The sequence below is a fragment of the Fundidesulfovibrio putealis DSM 16056 genome, from assembly GCF_000429325.1.
Taxonomy (GTDB): Bacteria; Desulfobacterota; Desulfovibrionia; order Desulfovibrionales; family Desulfovibrionaceae; genus Fundidesulfovibrio; species Fundidesulfovibrio putealis.
The window spans coordinates 92,500-117,602 of the sequence record NZ_AUBQ01000015.1 but is presented as its reverse complement, the minus strand read 5'-3'; the positions used below and the strand labels follow the sequence as shown (position 1 = coordinate 117,602).

Here is a 25,103-nt window from a genome sequence, read left to right as displayed (position 1 = left end):
GGAAACAACATGACTTTTCAAAAGAGGATGCTGAAGGGATTCGCAATGGCTGCTGTCCTGGCCGGAGGCATGGCTGTTTCCGGTTCCTTCCAGGAAGCTAAGGCGCAGATGATGTACGGCTATGACCAGAACTGGGTGCAGCCTGTGCCCCAATCGGTGGTGCAGAATCAGCAGGCGTATCCGCCTCAGCAGAATACGTACGGATACGTTACACCGAAGAATTACAAACGGTACGTCAACACCTCGGGCGGATACTACGGCCAAGGGCGGCATTACGGCCCGCGCGGATACGGCTACGGATACGGCTGCTCTTGGTGGTAAAAAATTTCGCCGGAGCCGGGTTTCGTCCCCCCACCTCCACCTCCGGCCTTGCCCGGCTTCGGCGGATCAAACGCAATCAATTTTAACCATGCATTGGAGGATATCAAGATGAAAACGAAATCGAAGAAGACTTCCTTCATCGCCGCCATGGCTCTTGGTGCGGCCATCTTGGTCGGGTCGGCCTTGCCGTCCCAGGCACAGACCACCACGGTCCAGCCGCAGGCCACAGTCCAGGGCGTGCTGCCTGCCAACGTTTACAGCGGCTGGAACTGGCCCACGATGTGGTGGCCCACCACCTCGGGCAATTCGGGTACTGTGCCGGTTGCCCCGCAGGTGACCACTACCCAGCCCACGGCCTTCTGGGGCTGTTGGGGCGGCTGGTGGTAGTAACCTAAAACCGTCAACCACACAGCTAACGCATAAATTTAAGGAGAAACGCGCATGAAAGCCATACTCAAAAAGTCCAGAAATGTCGGGCTGGCGCTGGCCCTCGGCGTCGCCATCCTCGCGGGGATTTCCAACATGGCTTCGGCCCAGACCCCAAATGCCCCCGCCACGGCGGATCAAGCCCAGCCCCCGGTCGTGCAGCAGGTCCCGGCCGGAACGTACGCACCCGCCCCCGGCTACTACGGCCCCGGCTATTACGGCTCCGGCTATGCGCCCGGACCGCAGGCGTACGCTCCCAGAGGATACGCTCCCGGCTACGGCTACGGTGGTTGGGGATGCGGCTGGTATTAGGCCACCTGATTCAATCTGAACCCAAAAGGGAAACGACTATGAAGACCTCTCGAATGCACGCCTTGACCCTGACGCTTGCCCTGGTGGCCCTTCTCGGTCTGAGCGGGCTGGCAAACGCCCAAATGATGGGTCCCGGAATGATGGGCGGCCCCCAGATGATGGGTGGCCCCATGTACGGTCTGACCCCGGAAAAGCAGGCCGCCGCCCAAAAGCTTTACGCGGACTTCAACGCCAAGACGGCCACCCTGGGGCAGCAGTCGAACGCCAAGCAGTATGAGCTGAACGTCCTGCTTAACACCCCCAACCCGGATGACAAAAAGATCAAGTCTTTGAGCAAGGAAATCGCCGACCTGAACTCGAAGTTTTACGAAGCCCAGGCGGCTTTCCAGAACCAACTGGCCAGGGAAGGTATTCCGGCCATGGGCGGCATGGGCATGATGGCTGGCGGAATGCACCATGGCATGGGCATGGGATGGAGATGCTGGTAGCTGGAACGGCATACTAATGCATCACAAGAGGAAGAGATGGGGAAACGCTCCCCCCATCTCTTCTTCCCTTCATTCTCCTGGGCGTAATTATGATCGTGACCATATTATCCTCCGGTACGTATACTGAAGTGAGACGGTTTTAACCTGAGAGCCCCTCGGAAGAGGCGGATGCTGGCCATGCCACCACAAGAAGGGTTGGCGATGGAGTTGCAAAGCCTCATCACCCATAATATTTACTTTTTATCTGGAAGACATATGCACAGGAAACTACTTATACCAATGTCAGGCATGTGATGTTCATTTGTCCAGCATGTAAAAGCTCGCTCGAGCATATCGGTGACCATGGCATGAACAGAGACTACGGCGTTGAATTTCTGACTGCTTGCTTTGAATGCCATTCCTGCGGCAAATCATGGAATATTAAATGCTCTCCACTTGAGTTTACAGAGGTCATAGATACTAATGAGTGGAAAGACAAATCACAATATCTATCTTTATGAAACATAAGGACCGCCGATCGCGTGTCCTCCAACGATCAGCCCTTCAGGCATCCAATAGAGATGGCTGATTCAATGAAACAACGGCACGATGTGTCCATACAAAAGGGATATGACCACCGTGCCCATGGCCAGCAAAGAGGCCCAGCCGGGTTAAATGGGAGACTCCATGGATTACGTCCTCAACCACCAACTTAAAATCCTCCGGTCAGCTCATCCAGACTGGCCAGAGGACCGCCTGATGCGCACGGCTGAGCTATGGGCCAAACGGTCGCGGAGGATCTGCTTTGGCGTTGCCCCTGAGAGGTTAAAAATGAAAGAGAATAGGTGTTCAGAATAGTCAGCCATCTCTTTGGATAATATTGCCCATATCTTCGTCTTCATTCATAAAGGAGTGCGTCGAGCCTGGCGTTTTTTTTGTGGAGCCAGGAACGGCCAAGCTGGCTATTAGCAGACTCCACCACCAACGCCTGAACCTAGCGATTCCCGCCTAGAAATCCCATCCAAGTCCGCGTTTCCGGCCTCCAAAGCCCAAATCAGCACCTCGGCCTGTCCACGAGGCTCTGGGACATGCGTCGCCCTTCCCGCAGTCTGTTCCTGGCGGCCAGCATGGCGATGCCACACCGGAAGATTACGGCCCCCCACGATCAAACAGGGGCAAAGCTGAAGAAGAATTGGGCATGAGAAAAGGATGGAACGCAAGCCTCCCTGTCATTTCGAGTTCCTCTTCGTTTCAAGTTGCCGCCGGAAACAAGTTACCATTTTACGCATCGCACCCAGCAAAAAGTGGATACTTTTGACGCACTCAAAAACACATCCAGGTTGCGCACAAACCCGGCAGAACAGCATAAAGTTAATTATTTTAAGCAAATAGATTAATATTTTCATACTGGCACGGCGCTTGCCTTATAGGTTCCATCTCGCGTTGAAACTGAAAAGGGAACGCAAGGAGGCTCATCATGAATAAGGTTCTTCTGGCTGTCGCGGCTCTTCTGCTGGTCGCCTCGTGCGCTCCGTACCGATCCTGGGGCGGCCCCGGCTGGTGCTCGGGCGGATACTGGAGCGGCTCCGGCTACTACAGCGCCCCCGCCAATTACGGCCCCTACGGCGGGTACGGGAGATAGGAGGAGAAACGAATGTGGGGCTGCGACTACATACCCTACGCATCAGGCTGGGGCGGATGGATTCCGATGGTGTTCTGGTTGTTGATTCTGGGCGGAATTGCCCTCCTGGCCTTCAAGACGCTCTGCGGGAAGTCCAGGAACGGCAACCAGGATGCCGACAGAAACGATTCGCTGGCAATCCTGAAGACCAGGCTGGCCAGGGGCGATATCAACATGGACGACTACAACACGCTCAAGAGCGTGCTGTAGTAACTAAGGAGGGAAACAACATGACTTTTCAAAAGCGGATGCTGAAGGGATTCGCAATGGCTGCTGTCCTGGCCGGAGGCCTGGCTGTTTCCGGTTCCTTCCAGGAAGCTAAGGCTCAGATGATGTACGGCTATGACCAGAACTGGGTGCAGCCTGTGCCGCAATCGGTGGTGCAGAATCAGCAGGCGTATCCGCCTCAGCAGAATACGTACGGGTACGTTACGCCGAAGAATTACAAACGGTACGTCAACACCTCGGGCGGATACTACGGCCAAGGGCGGCATTACGGCCCGCGCGGATACGGCTACGGATACGGCTGCTCCTGGTGATAAAAATACCGCCGGAGCCGGGTGTTGTTAAGCCACCCTCTCCACCTTCACCGTCGTCCTTGCCCGGCTTCGGCGGAACAAATGAAATCAACCAAAACTGTACGTGAGGATATCTGTATGAAGACAAGATCGAAAAAGACCACCTTCCTCGCCGCCGTGGCTCTTAGCGCGGCCATCCTGGCCGGGTCGGCCTTGCCGTCCCCGGCACAGACCACCACCGTCCAGCCGCAGGCCACTATCCAGATCGCACAGTCTTCGCCCGCAACTTTCGGCAACTGGTCTTGGCCCATGATGTGGTGGCCTGCCGCTTCGAGCACCACGGCAACCACAACCATCGCGACACCGGGAACCACCTCTCAGCCCACGTCCTTTTGGGGCGGCTGGGGCGGCTGGTGGTGGTAATCCAGAACCTTTAACCGCGCCGAAAACGCACAAAATCAAGGAGAAACGCAAATGAAATCCATACTTAAAAAGTCCAGAAACGTTGGACTGGCGCTGGCTCTCGGCTTAGCCTCCCTCGCGGGGATTCCCAACATGGCTTCGGCCCAGACCCCTGACACCTCCACCACGGCCCAGCCCTCGGTCGTGCAGCAGGTCCCGGCCGGAACGTACGCACCCGCCCCCGGCTACTACGGTCCCGGCTACTACGGTCCCTGCTATTACGGCCCCGGCTATGCGCCCGGACCGCAGGCGTACGCTCCCAGGGGATACGCTCCCGGCTACGGCTACGGTGGTTGGGGATGCGGCTGGTATTAGGCCACCTGATTCAATCTGAACCCAAAAGGAAAACGACTATGAAGACCTCTCGAATGCACGCCTTGACCCTGACGCTTGCCCTGGTGGCCCTTCTCGGTCTGAGCGGGCTGGCAAACGCCCAAATGATGGGTCCCGGAATGATGGGCGGCCCCCAGATGATGGGCGGCCCCATGTACGGTCTGACCCCGGAAAAGCAGGCCGCCGCCCAAAAGCTTTACGCGGACTTCAACGCCAAGACGGCCACCCTGGGGCAGCGCCTGAACGCCAAGCAGTATGAGCTGAACGTCCTGCTTAACACCTCCAACCCGGATGACAAGAAGATCAAGTCCTTGAGCAAGGAAATCGCCGACCTGAACTCGAAGTTTTACGAAGCCCAGGCGGCTTTCCAGAACCAACTGACCAGGGAAGGCATTCCGGCCATGGGCGGCATGGGCATGATGGCGGGCGGAATGCACCATGGAATGAACATGGGGTGGTGCTGGTAAGTGATGCAGCATTATGATGCATGATCGAAGAAGAGACGGAGAAATGCTCCCTCCGTCTCTTCCTCATCTTTGTCTCCGTCCAGCAGCACCTGGAGGACAGGCACCAGGAAGCATCGGACTACAACCATGATTACAGAACATTTCCTAAGAAAACTTCTCCGTGCGTTACTTCCGCTCATCTCCATTGTACTGGCCGGTTGTCATATTGTCGCAGCTCGCCACCCTCTTCAGGGAAGGGATACTGGGAAAGAAGCCGTCATCAGATTCAGCTATCTGGATAAGGGTGCTGATTCTGTATGCGTTACAGGCGATTTCAATGGATGGTCCACAACGGCGGACTGCCTTTCCAAGCAAAAAAGCGGCTTCGCACTGGAAAAGCGTTTCGGTCCTGGACGCTACAAATACCAGCTGATCATTGACTCGAAGACAATGATTCATGATCCGAGGGCAATCATTTCGGAGGACGACGGGTTCGGCGGCAAAAACTCTGTCCTGGTGGTGGAATGATCGTGACCATATTCATCTCCAGTTCGTATATCTTATTATGAGGACCGCCGACCTCGCTTCCTCCAGCCGTCAATCCTCCGGGAATCCAGGGGAGGTGGCCAGTTCGATACAAGGACAGCCTGACGTGCACAGGAATAAGGATGTAACGAGCAACGACGCGGAACACCAAGAACGTGATGCGATTCGTGCCGTACTTTCTGGGAACGCCAACGCCTATAGGGTTATCGTCGATCGACACCAGAGGCCAATATATAACCTCATGCTCCGTATGTCAGGGTCTGAAGCGGAGGCATTAGACCTATCCCAGGAAGCGTTCATAAAAGCCTATCAAAACATCAACAAATTTAATGGCTCTGCACGGTTTTTTCCCTGGCTTTATTCGATATCCATGAACGTGGCACGCGACTATCTTCGGCGGAAGAAAACCGCACCTGTGAGTTACGAGGAAGATCCTGAAGAGGAGGTTGGCGACTATGCGGAAGAATCCGAGAAGATGTGCCAGAGGCTCGATGCCGCGCGTCTCAGTGCGGCGGTGCTGAAACTGCCCGAGGATTACAGGGAAGCGGTGATGCTGCGATACCATCACGAGTTGTCTTTGCAGGAAGTGGCCGATGCGCTTGGACTGACGTTAAGCGGAGCGAAGATGCGAGTCAGCAGAGGGCTTGGGCGTCTACGTCTGATGTTGAGGGAGCAAAATCATGCCATACGATAATCAATCTGGAGATGAAGAGCAAAAAGGAACTGGCCGCCGGATCCTTTCTCCAGAAGAGATTGACCTTCGTGAGATTGCATGTGCCTTAAGGGAACTTCCAGACCAACGTGTCCCAGACGCATTCACGGACATGGTGATGGCCAGCCTGCCGGTTGCCAGCAAGGGGAAGAGTGCATGGGCAAGGTTCGCCGACTGGGTGAAATCACCTCGCACCATAACCTATAGTCCCCTTAAGATTGCTCCAGCCTTCGCACTAGCTGCCATGTTGCTCGTGCTGGGCATTCGGGAAAAAGTGAACCTTAATACCGTCGATGTCCGCCAAGATCCGTCCGGAAAGCAAGTTGTGTCCTTTGTATTTCACTCACCTCAAGCCCGCACTGTTGCGGTTGTTGGCTCATTCAATGAGTGGACACCCGGCGGAAATGAGATGCGTCGGCTGGATAACGGCTCCTGGGTTCTTACTCTACCCTTGAATCCAGGCCGGCACAAATATGCTTTTCTTGTCAATGAAATGAATGTCGAGCCTGACCCAAGTGCCATAATGTGCGAAGATGATGGCTTTGGGAGTCGCAATTCAGTACTAATAATTGGAAACAACAATGACTTATCCATATAGACTACTCATTGTCACTGCGGCGCTAGCCACTGCATTCATGCTGCCACTCTTGGCGTGTAATTTATATGCGCAAACGCGTTCCCTTTCAGAAACTTCTGGAACAACAGCCAGTGGTGTCGGTGGAGATCCATACTCTGGGCACATTTTGTCGCTAAAGTCCGAAAATAAAATCAATGTTGAGGAAGCTACGGCACTTCTTGGCGTCATGGAGAAAGCGCGTCTTTTGAGTATGCCCCACAAGCCCCTCAACGACAAACTGGACGAAGGACTGACCAAGCGCGTCCCCCCGATGAAGGTGGCATCTGTTCTGGAGCGTAGGGTTAATGACTATTCGGAAGTGAAAAACTTGCTCGGACAATACAGAAAGAATTGGCCCGACACCGTGCGGGCCGACCTTATCGGACGCCTTGCGGATTGCTATGGCTACGGCGTCACCCGGGACGAATTATCGTCAATGATCAGAACGGCTCCAGCCTCTTCACTTCCCTCCTTGACGCAGGGAACAGAGGCGTATGCCGCATTGAAGCAGCGCGGGATAAACCCTGACAGCGCCAGGAATGTCATCGAGGCCGCCATGATGAGTGATCGCTTCTCGGACTGGAACTCGTTGGCCACAATGAGCAAATTGGCAGCGGAGCAAGGCATTACGCAGGATAAAGCGATGTCGGCCATGATGGACTCTATCGGTAAGTTTGGCGACATGCGGGGCGTGCCGACGGCGCTTGGCCTCAGCGAACATACTGCTCGTCAGTCTGCCGTAAACAACCGGGACACGGCCCCTACTGGGACCCAGAGAGAGGGAATGCCTGGGGACGCAGCAACCGGGCGGAGCACCGACAAAACCAATTCTTGGTCTGGCGGCAAGAGCCAGGGTGGAGAGTCTGTGGGGAGTGGCGGTCACGATGGGTCTGAAGGGGCTAGCAGTAGAAGCGGGAGTGGCAGCAGCGGTAGCGGCGGTAGCGGTAGCGGCAGCGGCAGCGGTAGCGGCGGCAGCGGTAGCGGCGGCAGCGGTAGCGGCGGCAGCGGTAGCGGCGGCAGCGGTAGTGGCGGCAGCGGTAGTGGTAGCAGCGGTAGTGGTAGCGGCGGCGGTGGAGGCAACAGGGGCGGACATGGCAGGTGAGGAATCTAATCTACTCTTCAGCATAACGATTGTTACCATAACAATGTCGCACCGTAACGCATGATTTCAGTTGAAACACCCTCCCATAATCATTCTTATTAGCAGCCATGCAATTAGATTCCGACTTTGTTGAAGACATTTATGCATTCTGAAAAAAAATTCTGTGACCCTTCACAAACCTCAATCGTATATCAATGTGAGTGCCCTTGATGGACTGGAGCGGCTCCTGCACGGCACTGACAATTCCTTGTGCTGCCGCATCACCCTTAACCACGTTTGGAGGGTATCGAACATGAGATCGAAAAAGACTTCCTTCCTGGCCGCCACGGCCCTGGGCGTTGCGGTTCTGGCCGGGTCGGCCCTGCCGTCCCAAGCGCAGACCACCACGGTCCAACCGCAGGGGACGATCCAGACGCAGGCCACTGCCCAGGGCGTCCAGGGCGTGCTGCCTGACTCCGTTTACACCGGCTGGAACTGGCCTACGGTGTTGTGGCCTACCACCTCCGCTACTCCAGGCACCGTGCCGGTAGCTCCGCAGGCTACCACTTCCCAGCCCACGGCCTTCTGGGGCTGCTGGTGGTGGTAAACCAAAGTTCCTAGTTGCGCAGCAAGTCTATAAAACAATGGAGCAATGTGCACAAAATTCATACTGAAATGGTCCAGAAATCGCGATCTGACGTTGGCCCTACGCATCGCCAAAGGCTCTTCTAGATCGCCTCGAACCCGCAGGAGACCGTGAAAAAGCACGGTGGAACGCAGGGCATTTTGTGACCATGCCCTGCGTTCCAACAACATTCCAGCTTTATTCAGCGTGCTGAATACACAATCGGGAACAAGAACGGAGATGAAAATGAACATACATTCCTTGAAAAAAATCCTGGCCCTGTGTCTCTCCCTGCTGCTCGTAAGCTCCCTTGCCTTTGCCATGGGCGGTGGTGGTGGCGGCGGCGGTGGTGGTGGCGGCGGTCACGGCGGCGACGGCGGCGGTGGCATGGGCGGCGGTGGTGGCGGCATGGGCGGAAGCTCCGGCGGTGGTGGCGGCATGGGCGGAAGCTCCGGCGGTGGTGGCCAGGGTTCCTCAAGCGGCAATTCCGGCGGGGGCAGCAATGGCAGCATGGGCTCGGACCACTCCGGGAGTTCCAGCAGCATGGGCAGTTCCGGGTACTCTGGTAGCTCCAGCAGCATGGGCAGTTCCGGGTACTCTGGTAGCTCCAGCAGCATGGGTAGCTCCGGGTACTCCGGGAGTTCCAGCAGCATGGGTAGCTCCAGCAGCAAGAGCAGCACCAGCAACTCCGGCAACATGAATGCATACAGTGGCATGACCAGTTCCACGGACATGAATACCAACATGAATACCGATACAAATATGAACAGCTCTGGAAACATGAGCTCCTCCAGCTCCAAGGGCATGAACAACACAAGCTACACCGACATGAGCAACCCCAGCGGCAAGAACAGCGCCACGAAAGGCCAGGGATACTCTTCCACGGCGAGCAAGGGGGTTCCTGTCAACGACCAATAAAGAGCGACTGGAAACCTCGCACCACTAAACACCTCGTCATCAACAATCCGAAAGCCTCGACTTCCGGCTACGGCTTGCCATTTGCGGGGGGGGGGGGTAACGAACAAGATATGGGAAAAGCGGCAGGGTCTTCATAGGAAGGCCCTGCCGCATCGATAGTCCGGCAATCTTCATCACAAACAAGGGGAAAGGAAGAAGATGAAACGATTGATCACCCTGGCGCTGCTCGGCCTCATGGCACTCGGCTGCGCGGCGACCGCCTCCGCAGCCACCGAGGTCAAAATGACCGGCGATGCACGTATATGGGGCAACTTCTGGTCCAACATCAACTACACCGGCTGGAACACCACGGGCACCAACACCGGCGATGCCCTGACCATCTGGGAGCGCTTCCGCCTGCGCACGGACTTCATCGCCAATGAGAACCTGAAGTTCCGCTTAGGCATCCGCGTGAACAACACCCCCTGGGGCAACGGAACGTTCACCGTGGACAACCCGGCCGTTTCCATCGACGTGTACCAAGCCTACTTGCAATTCAAGTGGCCCAACACCGACGTGGAGTTCACCCTGGGCTTGCAGGACATGGACCTGCCGATCTCCTCTCAAGGGCTGTTCAATTCTAACCCCGTGTTGGGCGGAACGCGCGCTGCGGCCGCCGTGTTTGTCATTCCTGTGGTAGACCAATTCAAGGTCATCGGCGGCTTCACCCGCCTGCTGGACACCAACAGGGACTTCGATCCCACCACTACTCAGGTGCCCGACGAATTGGACGCCTACTTCCTCGCTCTGCCCATCACCCTGGACGGTTTCGCCGCAACTCCCTGGGCCGTGCTCTCCTTCGGCGGCAAGAACGCCAACTATGTCACCCCCGTGGGCACGTCCCCCCGATTCACGAACCAGTCTCTGGCCACCAACCTGGCCTCGGCTGGCTACATGCTGGGACCCGTCGGCTTCCGTCAGGCCCAGACCACGTACTGGTGGGTCGGCAGTGCGTTCGCAGTCACCGCACTGGATCCGTTCAAGTTCTATGCGGACGTGATGTACGGCGAGGGAGCCGCCAACGACGGCAAGAACCGTCGCGGCGGCCTGTTCTTCGACGTGGCCGCCGAGTACGGCGGATTCGACATGCTGACCCCGCAGGTGGCCTTCTGGTACTCCACCGGCGAGGACAGCTCCACCCGTAACGGCTCAGAGCGGATGCCCACCGTCGTGGGTTCCTGGGGCCCCTCCACTTCGTTCTTGCTCGACTCCGGCCAGGCGTTCTCGGGCCATATGGGGTTGAACCCCACCGGTTCCTGGGGCTTCGCCGCCTCCCTGAACAAGATGTCCTTCATTGAGAACCTGACCCACCGCCTGACCTTCACGTACGCTCGCGGCACCAACTCCGGCCGCGCCCTGCGCGCCGCCAACGCCCTCTGGGGCACCGGCAGCTATGTCCAGATGGGCCGCGACCTGACCACCAACGAGTATGTGGTGGGCGTCAACTTCGACAACCAGTACAACATCTACGAGAACTTGGCCGCCATCGTCGAGGCTGGTTGGGCTCACGGCCAGTTCGAAAAGAGCGTCTGGGGACGCCGCATGGTGAACCAGTCCCAGAACGGCGACGCCTGGAAGGTCGCCTTCGGCATTCAATACAAGTTCTAAGCGGTTGAGGATTTTGCCGGACTAAGCCAGCGGCCGGGGCGCAAGCCCCGGCCGTCTGCTGTTATCAGCAGTCGCCCAACCAAGGTTTCATTATTTCAATCAATTGCCCCAAAGAGCGCCTCCTCAACCTCATGGATATTTTTTACCCACAACACCCAGGCACCATGTCCAGAAATCACCCGCCCTTGTGCCGCTTGATTATGAAACACACGGCCATGTTCATAAATATCATATCATTCCATGCCATTAACAAAAAAAATAGAACTTGGCACGCAATGTGCTCAACTGGCTACTGATGGCGAGTGTGAATACGCCGTCATTGAATGTCACTCTGGGTTATCCCACGAGAATAAACATATCGAGGACTTTATGTTAAATGTAATCAGTTTGCAAACTTGGACACCAATAAAAATTACTGTGCGCCAGCAACGTCTGATCAAGATATTTCATCTTTTTTGTGCCTCTTTATGGGGAGGCTCTACAGCCAGCGTCGCCCTCGTACAGTGTTTTTTTCAACCGAAAAATGCGTCCGAGTTGTATGCAAGCAGCTTGTCAGTAGCATACATTGACTACTACATCGTCGCGCCCTCAGCCATCGGCTGCCTTCTCACAGGAATTGCCTATGCTGCGCTCACAAAATTTGGTTTTCTCAAGTATAAATGGATCGTCTTCAAATGGATTATGACCATTGCATACTTAACGTTCGGCTTCGCTTGGTACATGCCCGGGCTGGAGAGGCTATTTTCTTATGGAGAATTCGTTAACAATGCCAAAGGAATGTTAGCAGAAACATTGCCAGTCTATGTTATGCGCAACACAATGGACATCATACAATTGTTTGCTGTGTTCTTCATTGTCAGCATCTCTGTCATAAAACCATGGGGGAGAACCAGACGTTTCTCGATTGAAAAGGGGTTTCCATCAGAATGACGACCGTTGCACGGAACAGCAGCTTAAGTCAAATAATCTTGATGGTTACAATTTGTAGCGCAACATCGTTGTCTTGCAGGATGGCGAGCCAGGAAAATCCCCCCGCAGGCCGTCCAGAACGGATGTAGTTGTTGGGGCGGCTACCTGTGGTAACAGCCCTCTAACCGTGATAACCATGGAGGCAAGTCCCTGGTTTTCAGTCAATCCACAACACTTTAACCAAGGAGAACTCCCATGAAGACTCGCAAGCACATTTCCGGCCTGACTGTGGCCCTGGCCCTGGTGGCCCTTCTCGGCCTCAGCGGCCTGGCCAACGCGCAGATGATGGGTCCCGGCATGATGGGCGGACAGGGCATGGGCATGATGGGTGGACAGGGTATGATGGGCGGCAACATGATGATGAACCTGCCCCCTGAGAAGCAGGCCGCCGCCCAGAAGATATACGCCGACTTCAACACCAAGACGGCCACCATGCGCCAGCAGTTGACCGCGAAGCAGTACGAACTGAACGCCCAACTCTACAGCGCGACGCCCGACGACAAGAAGGTCCAGGCCCTGACCAAGGATATCGCCGACCTGAACGCCAAGATCTTCGAGGCCCAGGTGGCTCTCCAGAACCAGCTGACCAAGGAAGGCATCCCGGCCATGAGCGGCATGGGGATGATGGGCGGCATGAGTTGCCCGATGATGGGCGGCAGCATGGGAATGGGTGGAATGGGCATGGGTCATCAGGGCATGGGCTACTAGCCGCAGGATTCGGATAGAACGGGGGAAGTCTCACGGCTTCCCCCATTTTTTCGCCATTTCAATGTCAACGCCGCTTCCAGGAGCAGACAGCATGTTTTCAACCAGGAACTGGAAAATCGGAACCAAGCTTACCCTGGGTTTCGTCGCCATAGCGCTCATCTTCATTCTCAACGGCATTGTCAGCGCCATTCTGATCTCTTCTGTCGATAAAAGCGTCATGAGCGTGGTGGACGAATACTTCCCCAACGCCCTCAAAGCAGACAAGATGGGCGATGATCTGTTGCGTTTACAACAGCTTTTTGTCGCTCAGTCTACCCAGCATCAACCCGATCCAGCGACTGAAACTGAAGTCAAGCGTCTCTCCCTGGAATTCCAGGAACTGACGGGGGGATTCTCCTCCACCTTTCGGAAGGAGGCAGACACCGAGAACCTGAAACTGGTCGCAGAGATTCAGGAGCTATTCCAGCGCTTCATGAAGGAAAACACCGACGCCGTGGCGGTCTTCCGCCAACAAGGCATGGAGAAGGGACACGAGAAACAGGAGAAAAACACCAGCATTCTTGAAGGGCTGGAGGAACGGATCGAGCAGCTTAGGACCGGGCAAACGGAGTTGGCCCACAAAGCGGCGAACGATGCGGACGATACCGTCGACCTTATGCGCGTTGTCATGGGCAGCACAGGCTTAGGAGCGCTCGCAACATGCCTCCTGGTGATCCTCTTCGTTCGCCGAGGGGTAATCCTGCCTCTGCGTTCTATCGCCTCTCAGGCGGCTCGTATCGCCGAGGGTGAAACCAACCTGCGCGTGAACATTCCTGGAAATGACGAAATCGCAGAGCTTTCTCGTACGCTTGATCATCTTTTGGAACGGATAGGCAAGTCTCTGGCCCTCAACGACGCAGTGCTCAATGCGGTGCCCGACCCTATATTTATGACAGGCGAAGATGACGCAGTGATGCTGGCAAACGCCGCCGCCGTCCGTCTGGCAAAAGTCCCCAAGGGATCTCTCATCGGGCAGAACTGCAAAATGGCTTTCAAGGCCGGTGTCTGTGGAACGCCTTTCCACCCCAGCAGCCAAGCAGGCGCAAAACTTGGAATCATAGAATGCAACACGCAGTCGGGATCGGTTTTCTTCCAACCCCATGCCGTGGCCGTGCTCGATGAAGGCCACCATACCATCGGCTTCTTGGAAGTTGCCAGGGACATCACGGAAATGGTCCTCCACGAGAGGGAAGTCGCCAAGCACCTGGAAAGAGTGCGCCATGTCAATTTCGAGGCGGACAGCGCGGCCCAACTGATCGCAGAAGCCACGGATAACATCGCCACCCAGATGGAGCAGGTGTCCTCAGGGGCCACGGCTCAAACCAACCGGATCGCCTTGAGCGTGGGAGCCATGGAACAAATCAGTTCAAAAATCGGCGAAGTCGCTGGGAATGCATCGCGGGCCTCTCAACTGGCGAATCAGGCGCGTGAAAAAGCCAGGCAAGGTGCCACTGTCGTATCCAGTTCGGTTGATGCTATCGCAAATGTCCAATCGCTGTCTGGCGAACTCCGGCAAAACGTTTCGTCCCTGGGAGTTCAAGCGGAGTCCATCGGCAGAATCATCAACGTCATAAGTGATATCGCAGACCAGACCAACCTGCTGGCCTTGAACGCAGCCATCGAAGCCGCCCGCGCGGGCGAGGCAGGCAGGGGATTCGCAGTCGTGGCCGATGAGGTCCGAAAACTGGCCGAGAAAACCATGTCCGCCACCCAGGAAGTTGGCCAAGCGGTGAAACTTATTCAGAATGGAGTCGGAACCAACATAGAAGGCATGGAGAGAGCCTCCAGCGCCATCCAACATGCTGCGGGCCTGGCTGTTGAATCTGGCCAAGCCCTGGAGGAAATTGTGCCCCTCGTTGAAGCCACATCGGCTCAGGTGGGCATGATCGCCCGCGCGGCGGAAGAGCAAGCTGTCACCAGCGACACGGTCAATCGCAATATTCAGGAGGTGGACGCCGTATCCCGGGAAATCGCTTCGGGCATGGCTCTTTCCGCGAAAGCGACAACGGACCTTGCTGCCATGGCCCACAAGCTCAAGGGGTTAGCTGAAGTTAAGGAATAGCGTCCCCTCCACCTTATAACTGGATCTTATCCCAGTCTGACCGCCAGCATCCAGTCTGCCTTCCTTCTGGAAGGTATCTCGCCATGGGTGAGACTTCCCCAAACAGTGACACCCCTTCCAGATTCCTGGAAGGGGTGTTCATGTTTAGAACGCGTCCGGTCTTCGTTCGAGAGCGTCATGCCCATACGCTTACGACCCAAGCGAGCGACATCTTTAGCCGCTGGAGACTCAATCCCGCTTTCCTTGGCCATGCGCGGAGCATCTTACGGTAGCTCTCGTCCTTTCGTCCCTGGATGTCGCCGCGATTGCCATCTTGTTGAGATAAATGTCGGCACGGCCTAGGGCCTGTCGACATTAGTAGCCTCCTGTGCTATTGATCAGCACAGGAGGACTGCAATGGAACGCAGACATGCTCTTAGGGATGATCAGTGGGAGAAGATCAAAGATGCACTTCCTGGAAAGATTGGTGACAGAGGGAGAACTGCATCTGATAATAGACTTTTTATTGACGCCGTAATGTGGATCGCAAAGACGGGTGCTCCTTGGCGTGACTTACCCGGTGAGTATGGGAAGTGGGCAACGGTGCACAAACGGTTCATTCGTTGGTCAAAGAATGGCGTCTGGCAAATGATATTCAATACATTGGCTGTTGATGCTGACACTGAATGGCTCATGGTCGACAGCACAATCATTCGAGCGCATCAACATGCAGCAGGCGCGCGGGGGGCAGCAGTGGCAGAAATTTGGTAGATCAAGAGGTGGGTTTTCAACTAAAGTCCATGCCACCACAGATGCCCTCGGCTGTCCAACTCGTTTTATTCTTACAGGTGGCAATGCGTCAGATTATACACAAGCAATACCACTTATTGAAGGACAAGATGCGGAACATATTGTTGCTGACAAAGGATATGACTCACAAGCCATAATCGATGCTATTGAGGCGAAGGGCGCAGAGCCAGTCATACCGCCTCGGGGTCTGCGAAAAACACAACGAGAATATGATCGTTATATTTACAAAGAAAGAAACGTCATCGAACGCATGTTCAACAAGCTCAAGCAGTTTCGAAGAGTTTCAAGCAGATACGATAAGCTGGCGACGTCATTCCTTTCCTTTCTGCATCTCGCCGCCATCGCTGTTTGGCTGAGGTGAATGTCGACGCGGCCTAGCGGTCGAGCGTCAAATCGACCTTGTAGCTGAATTTCTTGGGGTCGAAGAAGTTGAGGGTTTCCCCGTCCACTTGGCCGAAGGGATACATGAAGTAGGTGAGCGCTTCCCCGTGCTGCCTCGGGGTCAGCTCCACCTCCCGGGAGTCCTTGTTCAGCACGATGCGGAAGAGATCGTCCCCGTTCCAGAAGAACTCCCGCCATTTCCTGTTTTCCGCATCCTTTAGCTCCAGTTTGTTGACGAGCATCATCTTGCGCACGTCGGCTGGATCGACCATCACCCAGCCGTGGCCAGGCAGATAGAATTCGGCCCAGCAGTGGAAATCACTCGTGATTTCTCCGTCCTTGGGCTCGGCCAGGCGCAGCCCGACCACCTCGCGGGCGGGTACCCCGGCCGCCCGGGCCAGGGCCACGAAGACGCTGGAGATGTCGGCGCATTTGCCGCCCCCCTTGCCCTGAGTCATGGTCCGTCCAGGCAGGCCCAGGCCGCAGCCCTTGACCTCGGGATCGCGGAAGGTGTTGTCGATCGTCCAATCGTACGCAGCTCGGGCCTTTTCCAGAACGGACGTCCTGCCTCTGGTGATCTTTGCTGCCACCTGCCGAAAATACCCCTCCGGGGCTTCGTCCAGATAGCGGGAGCGGATGTCCGCCGGTATGGGCTCACCGGAGTTCTTCAACTTGGACCCCTTGCTGAAGTCCGGCGTGACGTGGAAACGCATGGTCAGTACCGGCTTTTCCTTGAGGTCCGACCACTGGGCATGGAGAAAGACCGCTGAGGATTTCGCGTCCCGGTACACGGCGGAGGCGGTGAAATTCCCCCCCACCGTGACACCGGTGATGGTCTGGTTTTCGTTGGAGAGCGGATAGGGCAACCAGACCTGCGCCGTCTTGGAGCCATCGATCACGGCCGGGGCCACGGTGTAGGTCACGGTCGCCCCCTTTGGGGCGGCCAGGGCCGCCTGGGACAGCAGCAGGCCGACGACAAGGGAGGCCAGAGAACGTGCGAAGATCCTGATGTGCATGGGTGCTCCTCTGCGGTGAGATGCTGGAGGGTAGAGGCAGAAACCCGTCCGGGCAAATTGAAATTTTGAATGTCAATATGATAAATAGATAGACCTGATGGATGGGGTCCACGAAAAGGAGGCCCCAGCGGGTTGGACTGCCGGAGCCTCGTTCGCTTTTTCGGGACCTGGGCGCTATTGGTGCGACCACGATCTATAATGGTCTCCAGCAAAGGAGGCCGATAATGGGGGCGCGTGTCAGCGTGGTAGTGAGCGAAAACCCCCACGGATACTTTTTACCCACAATGTGCAAAACCGTGCCCAGAAATTGCACATACAGTTCAGCCCAACCTTGAAGCATGCAACCTACACCAATAAATAGTCAGCAATCTCAGCATATTGTATCAACACAAACATTTGGCACGCAGTTTGCCTGATTAAAGCTGATGACGAAAGAAGCTAACTCATTTCGCGAAGCCTTAACTGCTGAGAAAGGAGAATTTCAATGAAGACTCGTAATCGCATTTCTGCTCTGACCCTGATGCTGGCCCTGGTGGCCGTCCTCGGTTTTGCTGGATTCGCCAGCGCGCAAGGTCACGGAGCTGGCAGCCCCGGCATGGGAATGGGCATGATGGGCGGGAATATGATGGGCCTGACCCCGGAGAAGCAGGCCGCTGCGCAGAAGATCTACGCTGACCACAACGCGGCCACGGTCCAGCTGAAGCAGCAGCTCTTTGCCAAGCAGTCCGAACTCAACGCCCAGCTCTACGGCGGAGCCACTGACGACAAGAAGGTCCAAGCCCTGACCAAGGAGATCAACGACCTCAACGCCAAGCTCTTCGACTCTCAGGTGAACCTGAAGCGCCAGCTGACCAAGGAAGGCATCCCGGCCATGGGCGGCATGGGTATGGGGATGGGTATGGGCGGCATGGGCTGCGGCATGATGAATGGCGGCATGGGCATGGGCATGCATCAGTAACTCTGTCCTTGGCTTGAGAATCCGGCGGGGCGCGTTGCGCCCCGCCTTCATCATGTCCGGGGCTTCGGCCCCGTTCCCCTGGAGGTTGGATGTATCTCGCGGCTCACGGAGCGATGCTCGTCGCCTTGCTCCTGTCGATACTGGCAGCCGGTCTCGCCTGCGTCGAGGCCTGGACAGGCAATGAGAAGGGTGTGCCCTGGCTGGAACGGATGAACATGTCCGCATTCATCCTGGTGACCATCACATCGGGAATTCTGCTCCAGGCGCTGGTATCCAGGGATTTTTCCCTGGACTACGTCGCCCAGTACACGGACAGCACCTTGCCGATCTTCTACACCATCACCGCATTCTGGGCCGGGCAGGCCGGGTCGTTGCTCTTCTGGACCCTGGTCATGAGCCTGGCGAGCGTGATGTTTCTCTTCTCCGACACCTATCAGGAAATCGCCCCCAGAACCCGGTTGTACTTCTGGATGTTTTTCCTGCCGCTGCAAGCCTTCTTCCTGTTGCTGCTGACTGGCATGAGCAACCCCTTCGTGGTGCTTGCCAACCCTCCCGTGGACGGCAAGGGCCTCAATCCGCTGCTGCGAAACATCGGCATGGTGCTCCATCCCCCGCTTCTTTTCGTGGGCTATGCTGGATTCACCATACCGGCCTGCCTGGCCCTTGCGTCCACCGTGGCCGGAGAACGCAAGTCCTGGGTGGAAGCCGCCCACAACTGGAACGTGGTCTCGTGGGCGCTGCTTACCTCCGGCATCCTGCTGGGTGGCTGGTGGGCCTACATGGAACTGGGCTGGGGCGGCTACTGGGCCTGGGACCCGGTGGAAAACGCTTCGCTCATACCCTGGTTTTCAGCCACGGCGCTTCTGCACACCGCAATGATCGAGCGCCGGTTCGGAGCCTTGCCGCGAACCAACATTTTCCTGGCCTGCCTGACCCTGCTCCTATGCCTTTTCGCAACCTATCTGGTGCGCAGCGGCGTGGTGGAATCCCTGCACGCTTTCGGAGAAGGCGGAGTGGGACGACCGCTTATCCTGGCAATCTCCTTCGGCGTGGCCGTGAGCCTGGCCGTGGCCTCCGCCAGGCCGCGCGGCCAATCCGCCTCGCTGCCAGTCCTGGGAAGCAGACAGGGCATGATCGTGCTGCTGGTGTGGCTGCTTGTCGCACTGGGTGTCGTCGTGTTGCTAGGAACCATCTGGCCGGTGATCAGCCAGCTCTGGGAATCCAAGCCCAAGGGAGTGAATCAGGCGTTCTACAATACCATCTGCCTGCCACTGTTCACTCTCATGGCCATGCTGCTGGCCGTGGCCCCATGGCTCGGCTGGCGTGGCGGACTCTGGAAACCGAAGGTTGCATTGATCCCAGTGGCCGCCTGGGCAAGCGTCGTTGGCGTCGGCGTCTGGCTCGACATAAAGCCCATGCTGGCCGTTGCAGGTGTCGGCGCGGCAGCCGCCGTGCTCGTGTCTCTCGTCATGCTTGCCATCGTCACCCCCAAGGCCGTGCGCACCAGGGTTTTCCTGTCCAGCCACGGTTCCCATCTGGCTTTCGCCCTGATCGTGCTGGGCGTGGCGGTTTCTGGTCCGTTCCAGAAGAGCCGTGAGATCCCGCTCTCGCCGGGTGAGGGCTTCTCATTCGGAGGTTATGACTTCAAATACACCGGGTTGCGCAACACCAAGAGCATTGAGGTAGCCATTGATGAAGCTGTGATAGAGGTGTCCAAAGAAGGTAAACGCGTGGGCGAATTGACCCCACAACGTCGTGTTTACCGGAACTACGACCACCCCAACAGCGAGGTGTCCACCCTGTTCAGCCTGGGCGAGGAACTCTACGCCACCATTCACGACATTGAAGGAGAGCGCGTCCAACCCCTTAAAGTGACCATAAATCCCATGGTGAACTGGGTATGGATCGGGAGTCTGGGCATCTGCCTGCTTCCGCTCCTTGCATGGCGCACGCGTCGCGCTCAGGGAGGCGAAACCCATGAAGAATAGGACCAAGGCCGTGACTGCATACGCTGAATTTCCCATGCGCAAATTGGTCGTGGGCATGATGGCCGTGGGCATCACGGCTATCTTTCTGACCTCGTTCATCACGGGAGCAAACGTTCCCCTTGAGCGTCAGGCGCAGAGCAAGAAATCCATGAAGTCCGACGAGATGGCCGCCGTGCCCGCTCTCATGGGCAGGGTCCAGGCCAATCCCAAGGATGAGGAAGCCCTGCTTGAGTTGGCTGAACTCTTCAGCCGCACGGAGAACTGGGAAAAATCCCTCTTCTTCTGGACCAAGGCACTCGAACTCAATCCAGATAACCTTGGGGGCCACTATCACAGGGCATACTCCCTGGTGGAACTCCAGCGCTACGAAGAGGCAATCTCAGACTACGAGTTCATCCTCAAGGTCAAGCCCGACGCGTATCAGGCTCACTATTACCTGGGCGTGATATACAAACACGGCCTCAACAAGCCTGATTTGGCGAAAAAGCATTTGCAGCAGGCATTGGCCACAAGTCCCAAAGACAACGATCTTATCGCGGAAATCAACAAAGAACTTTCGGATATGAAGTAACGGAGGAGCACCGTGACATTTCGCATTCTGCTGATCCTCCTGGCTCTGTGCGGCCTGCTGCCTACGGCAGCCCAGGCCGCCGGGCAGGCTCTTGAGATCTATTACACCGCCAACTCTTACGGGTACTATGACCCTTGCCCCGGCTGAGGGGGCAAGCTCATGGGTGGGTTGGCCCGGCGGGCCGCTCTTATCGCCTCGAAGAAGAAGGATATCGAACCAGATACGGTTCGACTTTTCATTGCTGGTCCGTATGAGTTGCAGGACATCGACGAAAACAAGAGTCCCGCTGCCACGGCACCCAAGATTGCCGGGCAGGCTTTTGCCGCCCTGGAAAACGACGCCATGATGCTCACCCCGGCGGACGCCGCAGTGCTCGGCACGGAGATGCCGGAGGCTCTCAAAACCTGGGTGACGGCTCCCGGCAAGGTGACGAGCAAAACCATCGAGCGTAAGAATCTGCGTATCGGGTTGGTGTATTTCCCGGTGCTGTCCACGCCTGAAACAACCCCTTCGGACGCAGACATGGATGCCGTCAAAAGAGAGGCTCTCAACGTCCGCCCCAACGTGGATGTGGTAATCGGCGTGAGTTCCTGGGGGATTCAGGGTGAGCAGGCATTCTTAAACAAGTTCAAGGAGTTCCCGCAGCCCCTTGATGTGCTGCTCGGAGGGGGCCATGGTTCGGGGAACCGAGGCAAGCTCGAGGCTGACAGCACCACCGCCTGGGTGCGTCCTTTCTCCAAGGGCAAGGCCGTGAACCTCGTCCGATTGGAAAACATCTCGAACCGTCACGCTGATTCACGGATGAAACACGAATCGGACGTGCGTTTCGACCTGGTGGTTCTGGATGAGAAGGCTCCTGTCGATCCAGGAATGGACGAATTGTTGGCCCCGGCACGTTCCGGGAACTGACCTACCACCATTTGAAAAATACCGATAATCATTGAGGAAAGAGGGGGCAGCCATCCAGGCTGCCCCCCCCAATGGGGACGGTGTCAAATGCGACTTGCGTTGTCCGTCAAAGAGCAAACTTGTCCTGTCGAGGAGAGTATCTTTCCCAAGCCTTACGTTGTTCCCGTTGTATGGGAACAATGGGTGCCGTGCACATGCGTTGCGGCATCGTTGCGAGTTGCTGAGTCATTCCCAAGAGGTCCATCCAACTCAAGAAGTATCGCACATTCCTTTCTAGGTTTAATCCTATGACACAAATTACGAAGCGATGTGAGCTGATCTTTGAGACCTTCCAACATACTAATCCTACTTGTGACATGGTCGATGTGTTCTTCGAGAATCCTATTCACTTCGCTGCAATCTTTGCCAGGGTCAAGTTTAAGGTTCATCAGTATTTTTATCTCTTCAAGAGTCATTTCAAATGCTCGACAATTTCTTATAAAACACAAGGCTCTTAAATGGGAAGAATCATACAGCCGATAATTGTTTGCACCGCGTTCAGGCTTGGGAAGCAGCCCCTCCCGTTCGTAGTAGCGGATGGTTTCCACCGTGCAACCCGCGCGCTTGGCAAGGTCTCCAATCTTCATCGGAACCTCCAAAAGAAAAGGCCTTGACCCTGTAGTTACTCCAGGGTGTGTAAATGTTCAAGAAGCGAGCTGACCGGGAACGGACGTAATCATCCAGATTATTCGGATGGACCCGGCACGGATACCACGCTCGCAACAACAAGGAACATTATGAATATATTGACGTTTCGCATTATGAACATGGACTGTTCCGAAGAGGTCTCTATCCTCATCCGGGTTCTTACCCCAATTGTTGGACAAGAATCCCGCCTGACTTTCGACCTGCTTCAGCGCAAACTTAAGGTGGACGTCTCGGGTCTCCTGGTCAGCGCGGACCAGATAACCCAGGCCATCAATGAGACAGGGATGAAGGCCGAGCCTTTTGTGGAGGCCCTGCCGTCCTGTGCCTGCTGCGGGGGAACATGCTCTACGAAGGGGAGCCTCTGGGAGCGCAGGGGGCGTGAAATCCTCTGCACCGTCAGTGGACTGCTCTGGGCTTCGGGGTTGGCCATGATGATGGCCGAGCACGGTTCATTCCTTGCCGCGTTCAAGGAGAGCGCGTCCGCGCCCGTTGCCGCCAAGTTCCTTTGGATTCTGGCGGCGTTTGGCGGGGTATGGCATGTGCTTCCAAAAGCCGCCCACTCCCTTCGCTCGCTACGCCCCGACATGAACCTGCTCATGGTTCTGGCAGTGAGCGGAGCCATGACCATCGGCGAATACTCCGAGGGGGCCTCCGTTGCCTTCCTGTTCGCCCTGGCCAACCAACTGGAAGCCTGGAGCGTGGGCCGCGCCAGGAATGCTATCCACGCCCTCATGAGCCTGGCCCCGGACAAGGCTCTTGTATTTACACCGACGTCTCCCGCTCCGGTGGACACGCCGGTGGAGGCCGTCCCCACCGGCACGCTCATCCTGGTCCGGCCCGGCGACCGCGTCCCCCTGGACGGCGTGGTACGCTCCGGCGCATCCGCCGTGGACCAGTCCCCCATCACAGGCGAATCCATGCCCGTGGCCAAGACAGCCGGGGACGTGGTCTTCGCGGGCACCATCAATGCCGAAGGTGCCTTGGAAGTGGAAACCACCAAGCCTGCATCCGAATCCACGCTAGCAAGAATCATGCGCATGGTGGAGGATGCCCAGTCCCGCCGGGCCAAAGCCGTGCAGTGGGTTGAGAAATTCGCTGCCGTGTACACGCCGGTGATGGTGGGCGTTTCCTTCCTGTTCGCGGTGATCCCGCCGCTTTTGTTTGGCGGAGCTTGGGATGAATGGTTTTACGAAGCGTTGGTCATCCTGGTGATCTCCTGCCCATGCGCCCTGGTTATCTCCACCCCGGTGAGTATCGTTGCCGCCTTGGCTTCGGCAGCCAGAAACGGCGTCCTGGTCAAGGGCGGAGCCTTTCTGGAGGTCCCCGCCGCGCTGAACGCCATAGCCCTGGACAAGACAGGCACACTCACCCACGGCAGGCCCGCCGTGACCGCCGTGACTCCTCTGAATGGCACGTCCGAGAAAGAACTCCTGGGCATCGCATCTGCCCTGGAATCTCGCAGCAGTCACCCCGTGGCACAGGCCATCATGCGCCATGCATCTTCCATGGGAGCCACCCCGGCACAGGTGGAAGATGCGCAGGCCAGACCCGGCCTTGGAGCACAGGGACGCATCCAGGACGCCATGTACTTCATTGGCAATCGCCGTTTTCTGGATGAGACGGACAACGCCCCGCAGACAACCGAGTTGGAGAAGGCCCTCGACCGCCACGAACTGTCCGCCGGAACGGTTGTGCTGGTCTGGACCGCAGGAAAGGTGCTGGGCTGCCTCACGGTAGAGGACAAGGTCCGGCCCCAATCCAGGGATGCCCTGACTGAACTCAAATCCCTGGGTGTGGACACCATCGTCATGCTCACAGGCGACAACTCCAAAACGGCCGAAAAGATCGCTTCCGAGACGGGGGTAACCCAGTACCGCTCCGACCTCATGCCGGAGGACAAAACCCGCGTGGTGGCTGAATTGGTGGCGTCCGGCAAACGGGTGGGCATGGTCGGTGACGGCGTCAATGACGCTCCGGCCTTAGCCGCATCCCACTTGGGCATCGCCATGGGGTCCATCGGCACGGACGTGGCCATCGAAACCGCCGACGTGGCCCTCATGTCCGACGATCTCTCCAAGCTGCCCTGGCTCATCCGGCACTCGCGCCGCACGATGGGAGTCATCAAGGCCAACATCTGGTTCGCCCTTGGCATTAAGGCCGTGTTTCTCGTGCTGGCTGTGTTTCAGATAGCCACGCTCTGGACCGCGATCCTTGCGGACCTCGGCACGTCATTGCTGGTCATTTTCAACGGCTTGCAATTGTTGCGCATCAAGCGTTAGTGACATCCACGCGTTCCTCATAGCTTCCAAAGGAGGATTCATGGCGAGTCAAGGCCCAACCCGCCTGATTATTCAGCGCTGCCTCAAGAGGATTGTTCTGCACGCAGGTTTGTTCGCGATGGTTGCTGGCGTGGTGGCTCTTGAGGTCACCCCCAGCAAAGCAGACACTGGGATCGCAAAGAATGGAGAGAGGCTTCTCAAAACTCCAGCACCCAAACGCAAAGTCGGAGCCTCCTCGGGATTCGGTGTTCGGCGCGACCCGATCAACAAACGACAGGATTTCCATAAAGGCATCGACATATCACGCCCGGCGGGTACAAAAGTTCTTGCCTGGTCGGGCGGGACAGTAGTGAAAGCGGGCTGGCTGGGAGATTACGGTCATACTGTGGACATTCTCCACCCCAATGGAGTGAAGACCCGCTACGCGCATCTCCGGGCTGTACACGTTCGCGAAGGAGAGCAGACTCGCCCTGGCCAGGTTCTCGGTCAAGTCGGACGGACTGGACGCACCACTGGAGCAAACCTCCATTTTGAAGTCATGGTGGAAGGCAAGCTAGCCGATCCTCGCAAGCACTTGGTTGACACAACACAGATTGTAGGCAGCTAAAAATGAGCACGCAGGCACTCTGGCGCTAG

The 25,103-nt window shown here is 56.7% G+C and carries 29 protein-coding genes and 1 pseudogene; 26 read left to right on the top strand and 4 right to left on the bottom strand.

Annotated elements, in window-relative coordinates; all coding sequences use genetic code 11:
* The first annotated feature begins 9 nt into the window (after positions 1 to 9).
* The 13 genes from G453_RS0113065 to G453_RS27245 all read left to right on the top strand — a co-directional run bounded on the left by G453_RS0113065 (position 10) and on the right by G453_RS27245 (position 6,822).
* Positions 10 to 321 (top strand): hypothetical protein, encoded by a 312-nt coding sequence (locus G453_RS0113065; protein ID WP_027191427.1) that lies wholly within the window; start codon positions 10 to 12, stop codon positions 319 to 321.
* 108 nt (positions 322 to 429) lie between these two features.
* Positions 430 to 708: a hypothetical protein gene (locus G453_RS0113060; RefSeq protein ID WP_027191426.1), complete on the top strand. Its 279-nt coding sequence runs from the start codon at positions 430 to 432 to the stop codon at positions 706 to 708.
* A 54-nt stretch (positions 709 to 762) separates the two neighbouring features.
* Complete coding sequence (locus G453_RS23960; RefSeq protein ID WP_043645700.1) at positions 763 to 1,059, top strand: hypothetical protein; 297 nt, start codon at positions 763 to 765, stop codon at positions 1,057 to 1,059.
* 38 nt (positions 1,060 to 1,097) lie between these two features.
* Entirely contained in the window at positions 1,098 to 1,547 is a 450-nt protein-coding gene (locus tag G453_RS0113050) for a periplasmic heavy metal sensor (RefSeq protein ID WP_027191425.1), read from the top strand.
* A gap of 1,456 nt (positions 1,548 to 3,003) precedes the next feature.
* Complete coding sequence (locus G453_RS28450; RefSeq protein WP_169725333.1) at positions 3,004 to 3,168, top strand: hypothetical protein; 165 nt, start codon at positions 3,004 to 3,006, stop codon at positions 3,166 to 3,168.
* A 12-nt stretch (positions 3,169 to 3,180) separates the two neighbouring features.
* Positions 3,181 to 3,417 (top strand): SHOCT domain-containing protein, encoded by a 237-nt coding sequence (locus G453_RS26395; RefSeq protein ID WP_051272400.1) that lies wholly within the window; start codon positions 3,181 to 3,183, stop codon positions 3,415 to 3,417.
* Between the two features lie 20 nt (positions 3,418 to 3,437).
* Entirely contained in the window at positions 3,438 to 3,746 is a 309-nt protein-coding gene (locus G453_RS0113035; RefSeq protein WP_027191424.1) for a hypothetical protein, read from the top strand.
* A 117-nt stretch (positions 3,747 to 3,863) separates the two neighbouring features.
* A complete protein-coding gene (locus G453_RS27980) occupies positions 3,864 to 4,148 on the top strand; it encodes a hypothetical protein (protein ID WP_156920912.1) in 285 nt (94 codons plus the stop codon).
* Between the two features lie 51 nt (positions 4,149 to 4,199).
* Positions 4,200 to 4,502, top strand: a complete 303-nt coding sequence (locus G453_RS23950; RefSeq protein WP_043645699.1) for a hypothetical protein — start codon at positions 4,200 to 4,202, stop codon at positions 4,500 to 4,502.
* Between the two features lie 38 nt (positions 4,503 to 4,540).
* Positions 4,541 to 4,987 (top strand): periplasmic heavy metal sensor, encoded by a 447-nt coding sequence (locus tag G453_RS0113020; protein WP_027191422.1) that lies wholly within the window; start codon positions 4,541 to 4,543, stop codon positions 4,985 to 4,987.
* 126 nt (positions 4,988 to 5,113) lie between these two features.
* Complete coding sequence (locus G453_RS26390) at positions 5,114 to 5,494, top strand: isoamylase early set domain-containing protein (protein ID WP_051272399.1); 381 nt, start codon at positions 5,114 to 5,116, stop codon at positions 5,492 to 5,494.
* 124 nt (positions 5,495 to 5,618) lie between these two features.
* Positions 5,619 to 6,206: an RNA polymerase sigma factor gene (locus tag G453_RS0113005; protein WP_051272398.1), complete on the top strand. Its 588-nt coding sequence runs from the start codon at positions 5,619 to 5,621 to the stop codon at positions 6,204 to 6,206.
* The gene (locus tag G453_RS27245) at positions 6,193 to 6,822 is read left to right on the top strand and encodes an isoamylase early set domain-containing protein (protein WP_084502312.1); all 630 of its coding nucleotides are present in this window, start codon (positions 6,193 to 6,195) and stop codon (positions 6,820 to 6,822) included. The genes G453_RS0113005 and G453_RS27245 overlap by 14 nt, the downstream gene beginning before the upstream one ends.
* A 423-nt stretch (positions 6,823 to 7,245) precedes the next feature.
* Here the strand turns inward: G453_RS27245 and G453_RS27975 are convergent, their stop codons facing one another.
* Entirely contained in the window at positions 7,246 to 7,494 is a 249-nt protein-coding gene (locus G453_RS27975) for a hypothetical protein (protein ID WP_156920911.1), read from the bottom strand.
* Positions 7,495 to 8,234: 740 nt separating this feature from the next.
* On the opposite strand from G453_RS27975, the gene G453_RS28445 reads away from it, so the two are divergent.
* The gene (locus G453_RS28445; RefSeq protein WP_027191419.1) at positions 8,235 to 8,528 is read left to right on the top strand and encodes a hypothetical protein; all 294 of its coding nucleotides are present in this window, start codon (positions 8,235 to 8,237) and stop codon (positions 8,526 to 8,528) included.
* A 380-nt stretch (positions 8,529 to 8,908) separates the two neighbouring features.
* Here G453_RS28445 and G453_RS28605 read toward each other — a convergent pair whose 3' ends face one another.
* On the bottom strand, positions 8,909 to 9,262 hold the full coding sequence (locus G453_RS28605) for a hypothetical protein (RefSeq protein ID WP_205620069.1): 354 nt from the start codon (positions 9,260 to 9,262) through the stop codon (positions 8,909 to 8,911).
* Between the two features lie 46 nt (positions 9,263 to 9,308).
* Between G453_RS28605 and G453_RS28440 the strand changes: the two genes are divergently transcribed.
* From G453_RS28440 to G453_RS27235, 6 genes are all read left to right on the top strand, one after another.
* On the top strand, positions 9,309 to 9,464 hold the full coding sequence (locus G453_RS28440) for a hypothetical protein (RefSeq protein ID WP_169725332.1): 156 nt from the start codon (positions 9,309 to 9,311) through the stop codon (positions 9,462 to 9,464).
* Positions 9,465 to 9,662: 198 nt separating this feature from the next.
* The gene (locus G453_RS0112980) at positions 9,663 to 11,111 is read left to right on the top strand and encodes an outer membrane homotrimeric porin (RefSeq protein WP_027191417.1); all 1,449 of its coding nucleotides are present in this window, start codon (positions 9,663 to 9,665) and stop codon (positions 11,109 to 11,111) included.
* 240 nt (positions 11,112 to 11,351) lie between these two features.
* Positions 11,352 to 12,041 (top strand): hypothetical protein, encoded by a 690-nt coding sequence (locus G453_RS27965; protein ID WP_156920910.1) that lies wholly within the window; start codon positions 11,352 to 11,354, stop codon positions 12,039 to 12,041.
* Positions 12,042 to 12,275: 234 nt separating this feature from the next.
* On the top strand, positions 12,276 to 12,788 hold the full coding sequence (locus G453_RS23930) for a periplasmic heavy metal sensor (RefSeq protein WP_043645698.1): 513 nt from the start codon (positions 12,276 to 12,278) through the stop codon (positions 12,786 to 12,788).
* Between the two features lie 91 nt (positions 12,789 to 12,879).
* Positions 12,880 to 14,889, top strand: coding sequence for a methyl-accepting chemotaxis protein (locus G453_RS0112965; RefSeq protein WP_027191416.1), 2,010 nt, complete (start codon positions 12,880 to 12,882; stop codon positions 14,887 to 14,889).
* Between the two features lie 396 nt (positions 14,890 to 15,285).
* A protein-coding gene (locus G453_RS27235) for an IS5 family transposase (protein ID WP_156920909.1) occupies positions 15,286 to 16,039 on the top strand; the annotation gives its coding sequence in 2 pieces (ribosomal slippage) (positions 15,286 to 15,611 and positions 15,610 to 16,039; 756 coding nt in all).
* Between the two features lie 13 nt (positions 16,040 to 16,052).
* Here G453_RS27235 and G453_RS0112950 read toward each other — a convergent pair.
* The gene (locus G453_RS0112950) at positions 16,053 to 17,075 is read right to left on the bottom strand and encodes a transglutaminase-like domain-containing protein (RefSeq protein ID WP_027191415.1); all 1,023 of its coding nucleotides are present in this window, start codon (positions 17,073 to 17,075) and stop codon (positions 16,053 to 16,055) included.
* 484 nt (positions 17,076 to 17,559) lie between these two features.
* On the opposite strand from G453_RS0112950, the gene G453_RS0112945 reads away from it, so the two are divergent.
* From G453_RS0112945 to G453_RS28600, 4 genes and pseudogenes are all read left to right on the top strand, one after another.
* Positions 17,560 to 18,033, top strand: a complete 474-nt coding sequence (locus tag G453_RS0112945) for a periplasmic heavy metal sensor (RefSeq protein WP_027191414.1) — start codon at positions 17,560 to 17,562, stop codon at positions 18,031 to 18,033.
* Positions 18,034 to 18,122: 89 nt separating this feature from the next.
* Entirely contained in the window at positions 18,123 to 20,021 is a 1,899-nt protein-coding gene (locus tag G453_RS0112940) for a heme lyase CcmF/NrfE family subunit (RefSeq protein WP_027191413.1), read from the top strand.
* Positions 20,011 to 20,592 (top strand): tetratricopeptide repeat protein, encoded by a 582-nt coding sequence (locus tag G453_RS26375; RefSeq protein WP_027191412.1) that lies wholly within the window; start codon positions 20,011 to 20,013, stop codon positions 20,590 to 20,592. Before G453_RS0112940 ends, G453_RS26375 begins: the two co-directional genes overlap by 11 nt.
* Before the next feature lie 12 nt (positions 20,593 to 20,604).
* A pseudogene (locus tag G453_RS28600) lies at positions 20,605 to 21,501 on the top strand (UshA-like (seleno)protein family 2).
* 152 nt (positions 21,502 to 21,653) lie between these two features.
* On the opposite strand, the gene cadR reads toward G453_RS28600, so the two are convergent.
* The gene (gene cadR, locus G453_RS27230; protein WP_084502308.1) at positions 21,654 to 22,127 is read right to left on the bottom strand and encodes a Cd(II)/Pb(II)-responsive transcriptional regulator; all 474 of its coding nucleotides are present in this window, start codon (positions 22,125 to 22,127) and stop codon (positions 21,654 to 21,656) included.
* Positions 22,128 to 22,307: 180 nt separating this feature from the next.
* On the opposite strand from cadR, the gene G453_RS0112920 reads away from it, so the two are divergent.
* On the top strand, positions 22,308 to 24,467 hold the full coding sequence (locus G453_RS0112920; protein ID WP_043645759.1) for a heavy metal translocating P-type ATPase: 2,160 nt from the start codon (positions 22,308 to 22,310) through the stop codon (positions 24,465 to 24,467).
* A 40-nt stretch (positions 24,468 to 24,507) separates the two neighbouring features.
* Positions 24,508 to 25,074 (top strand): M23 family metallopeptidase, encoded by a 567-nt coding sequence (locus tag G453_RS23915; protein ID WP_051272395.1) that lies wholly within the window; start codon positions 24,508 to 24,510, stop codon positions 25,072 to 25,074.
* The last annotated feature ends 29 nt before the right edge of the window (positions 25,075 to 25,103 follow it).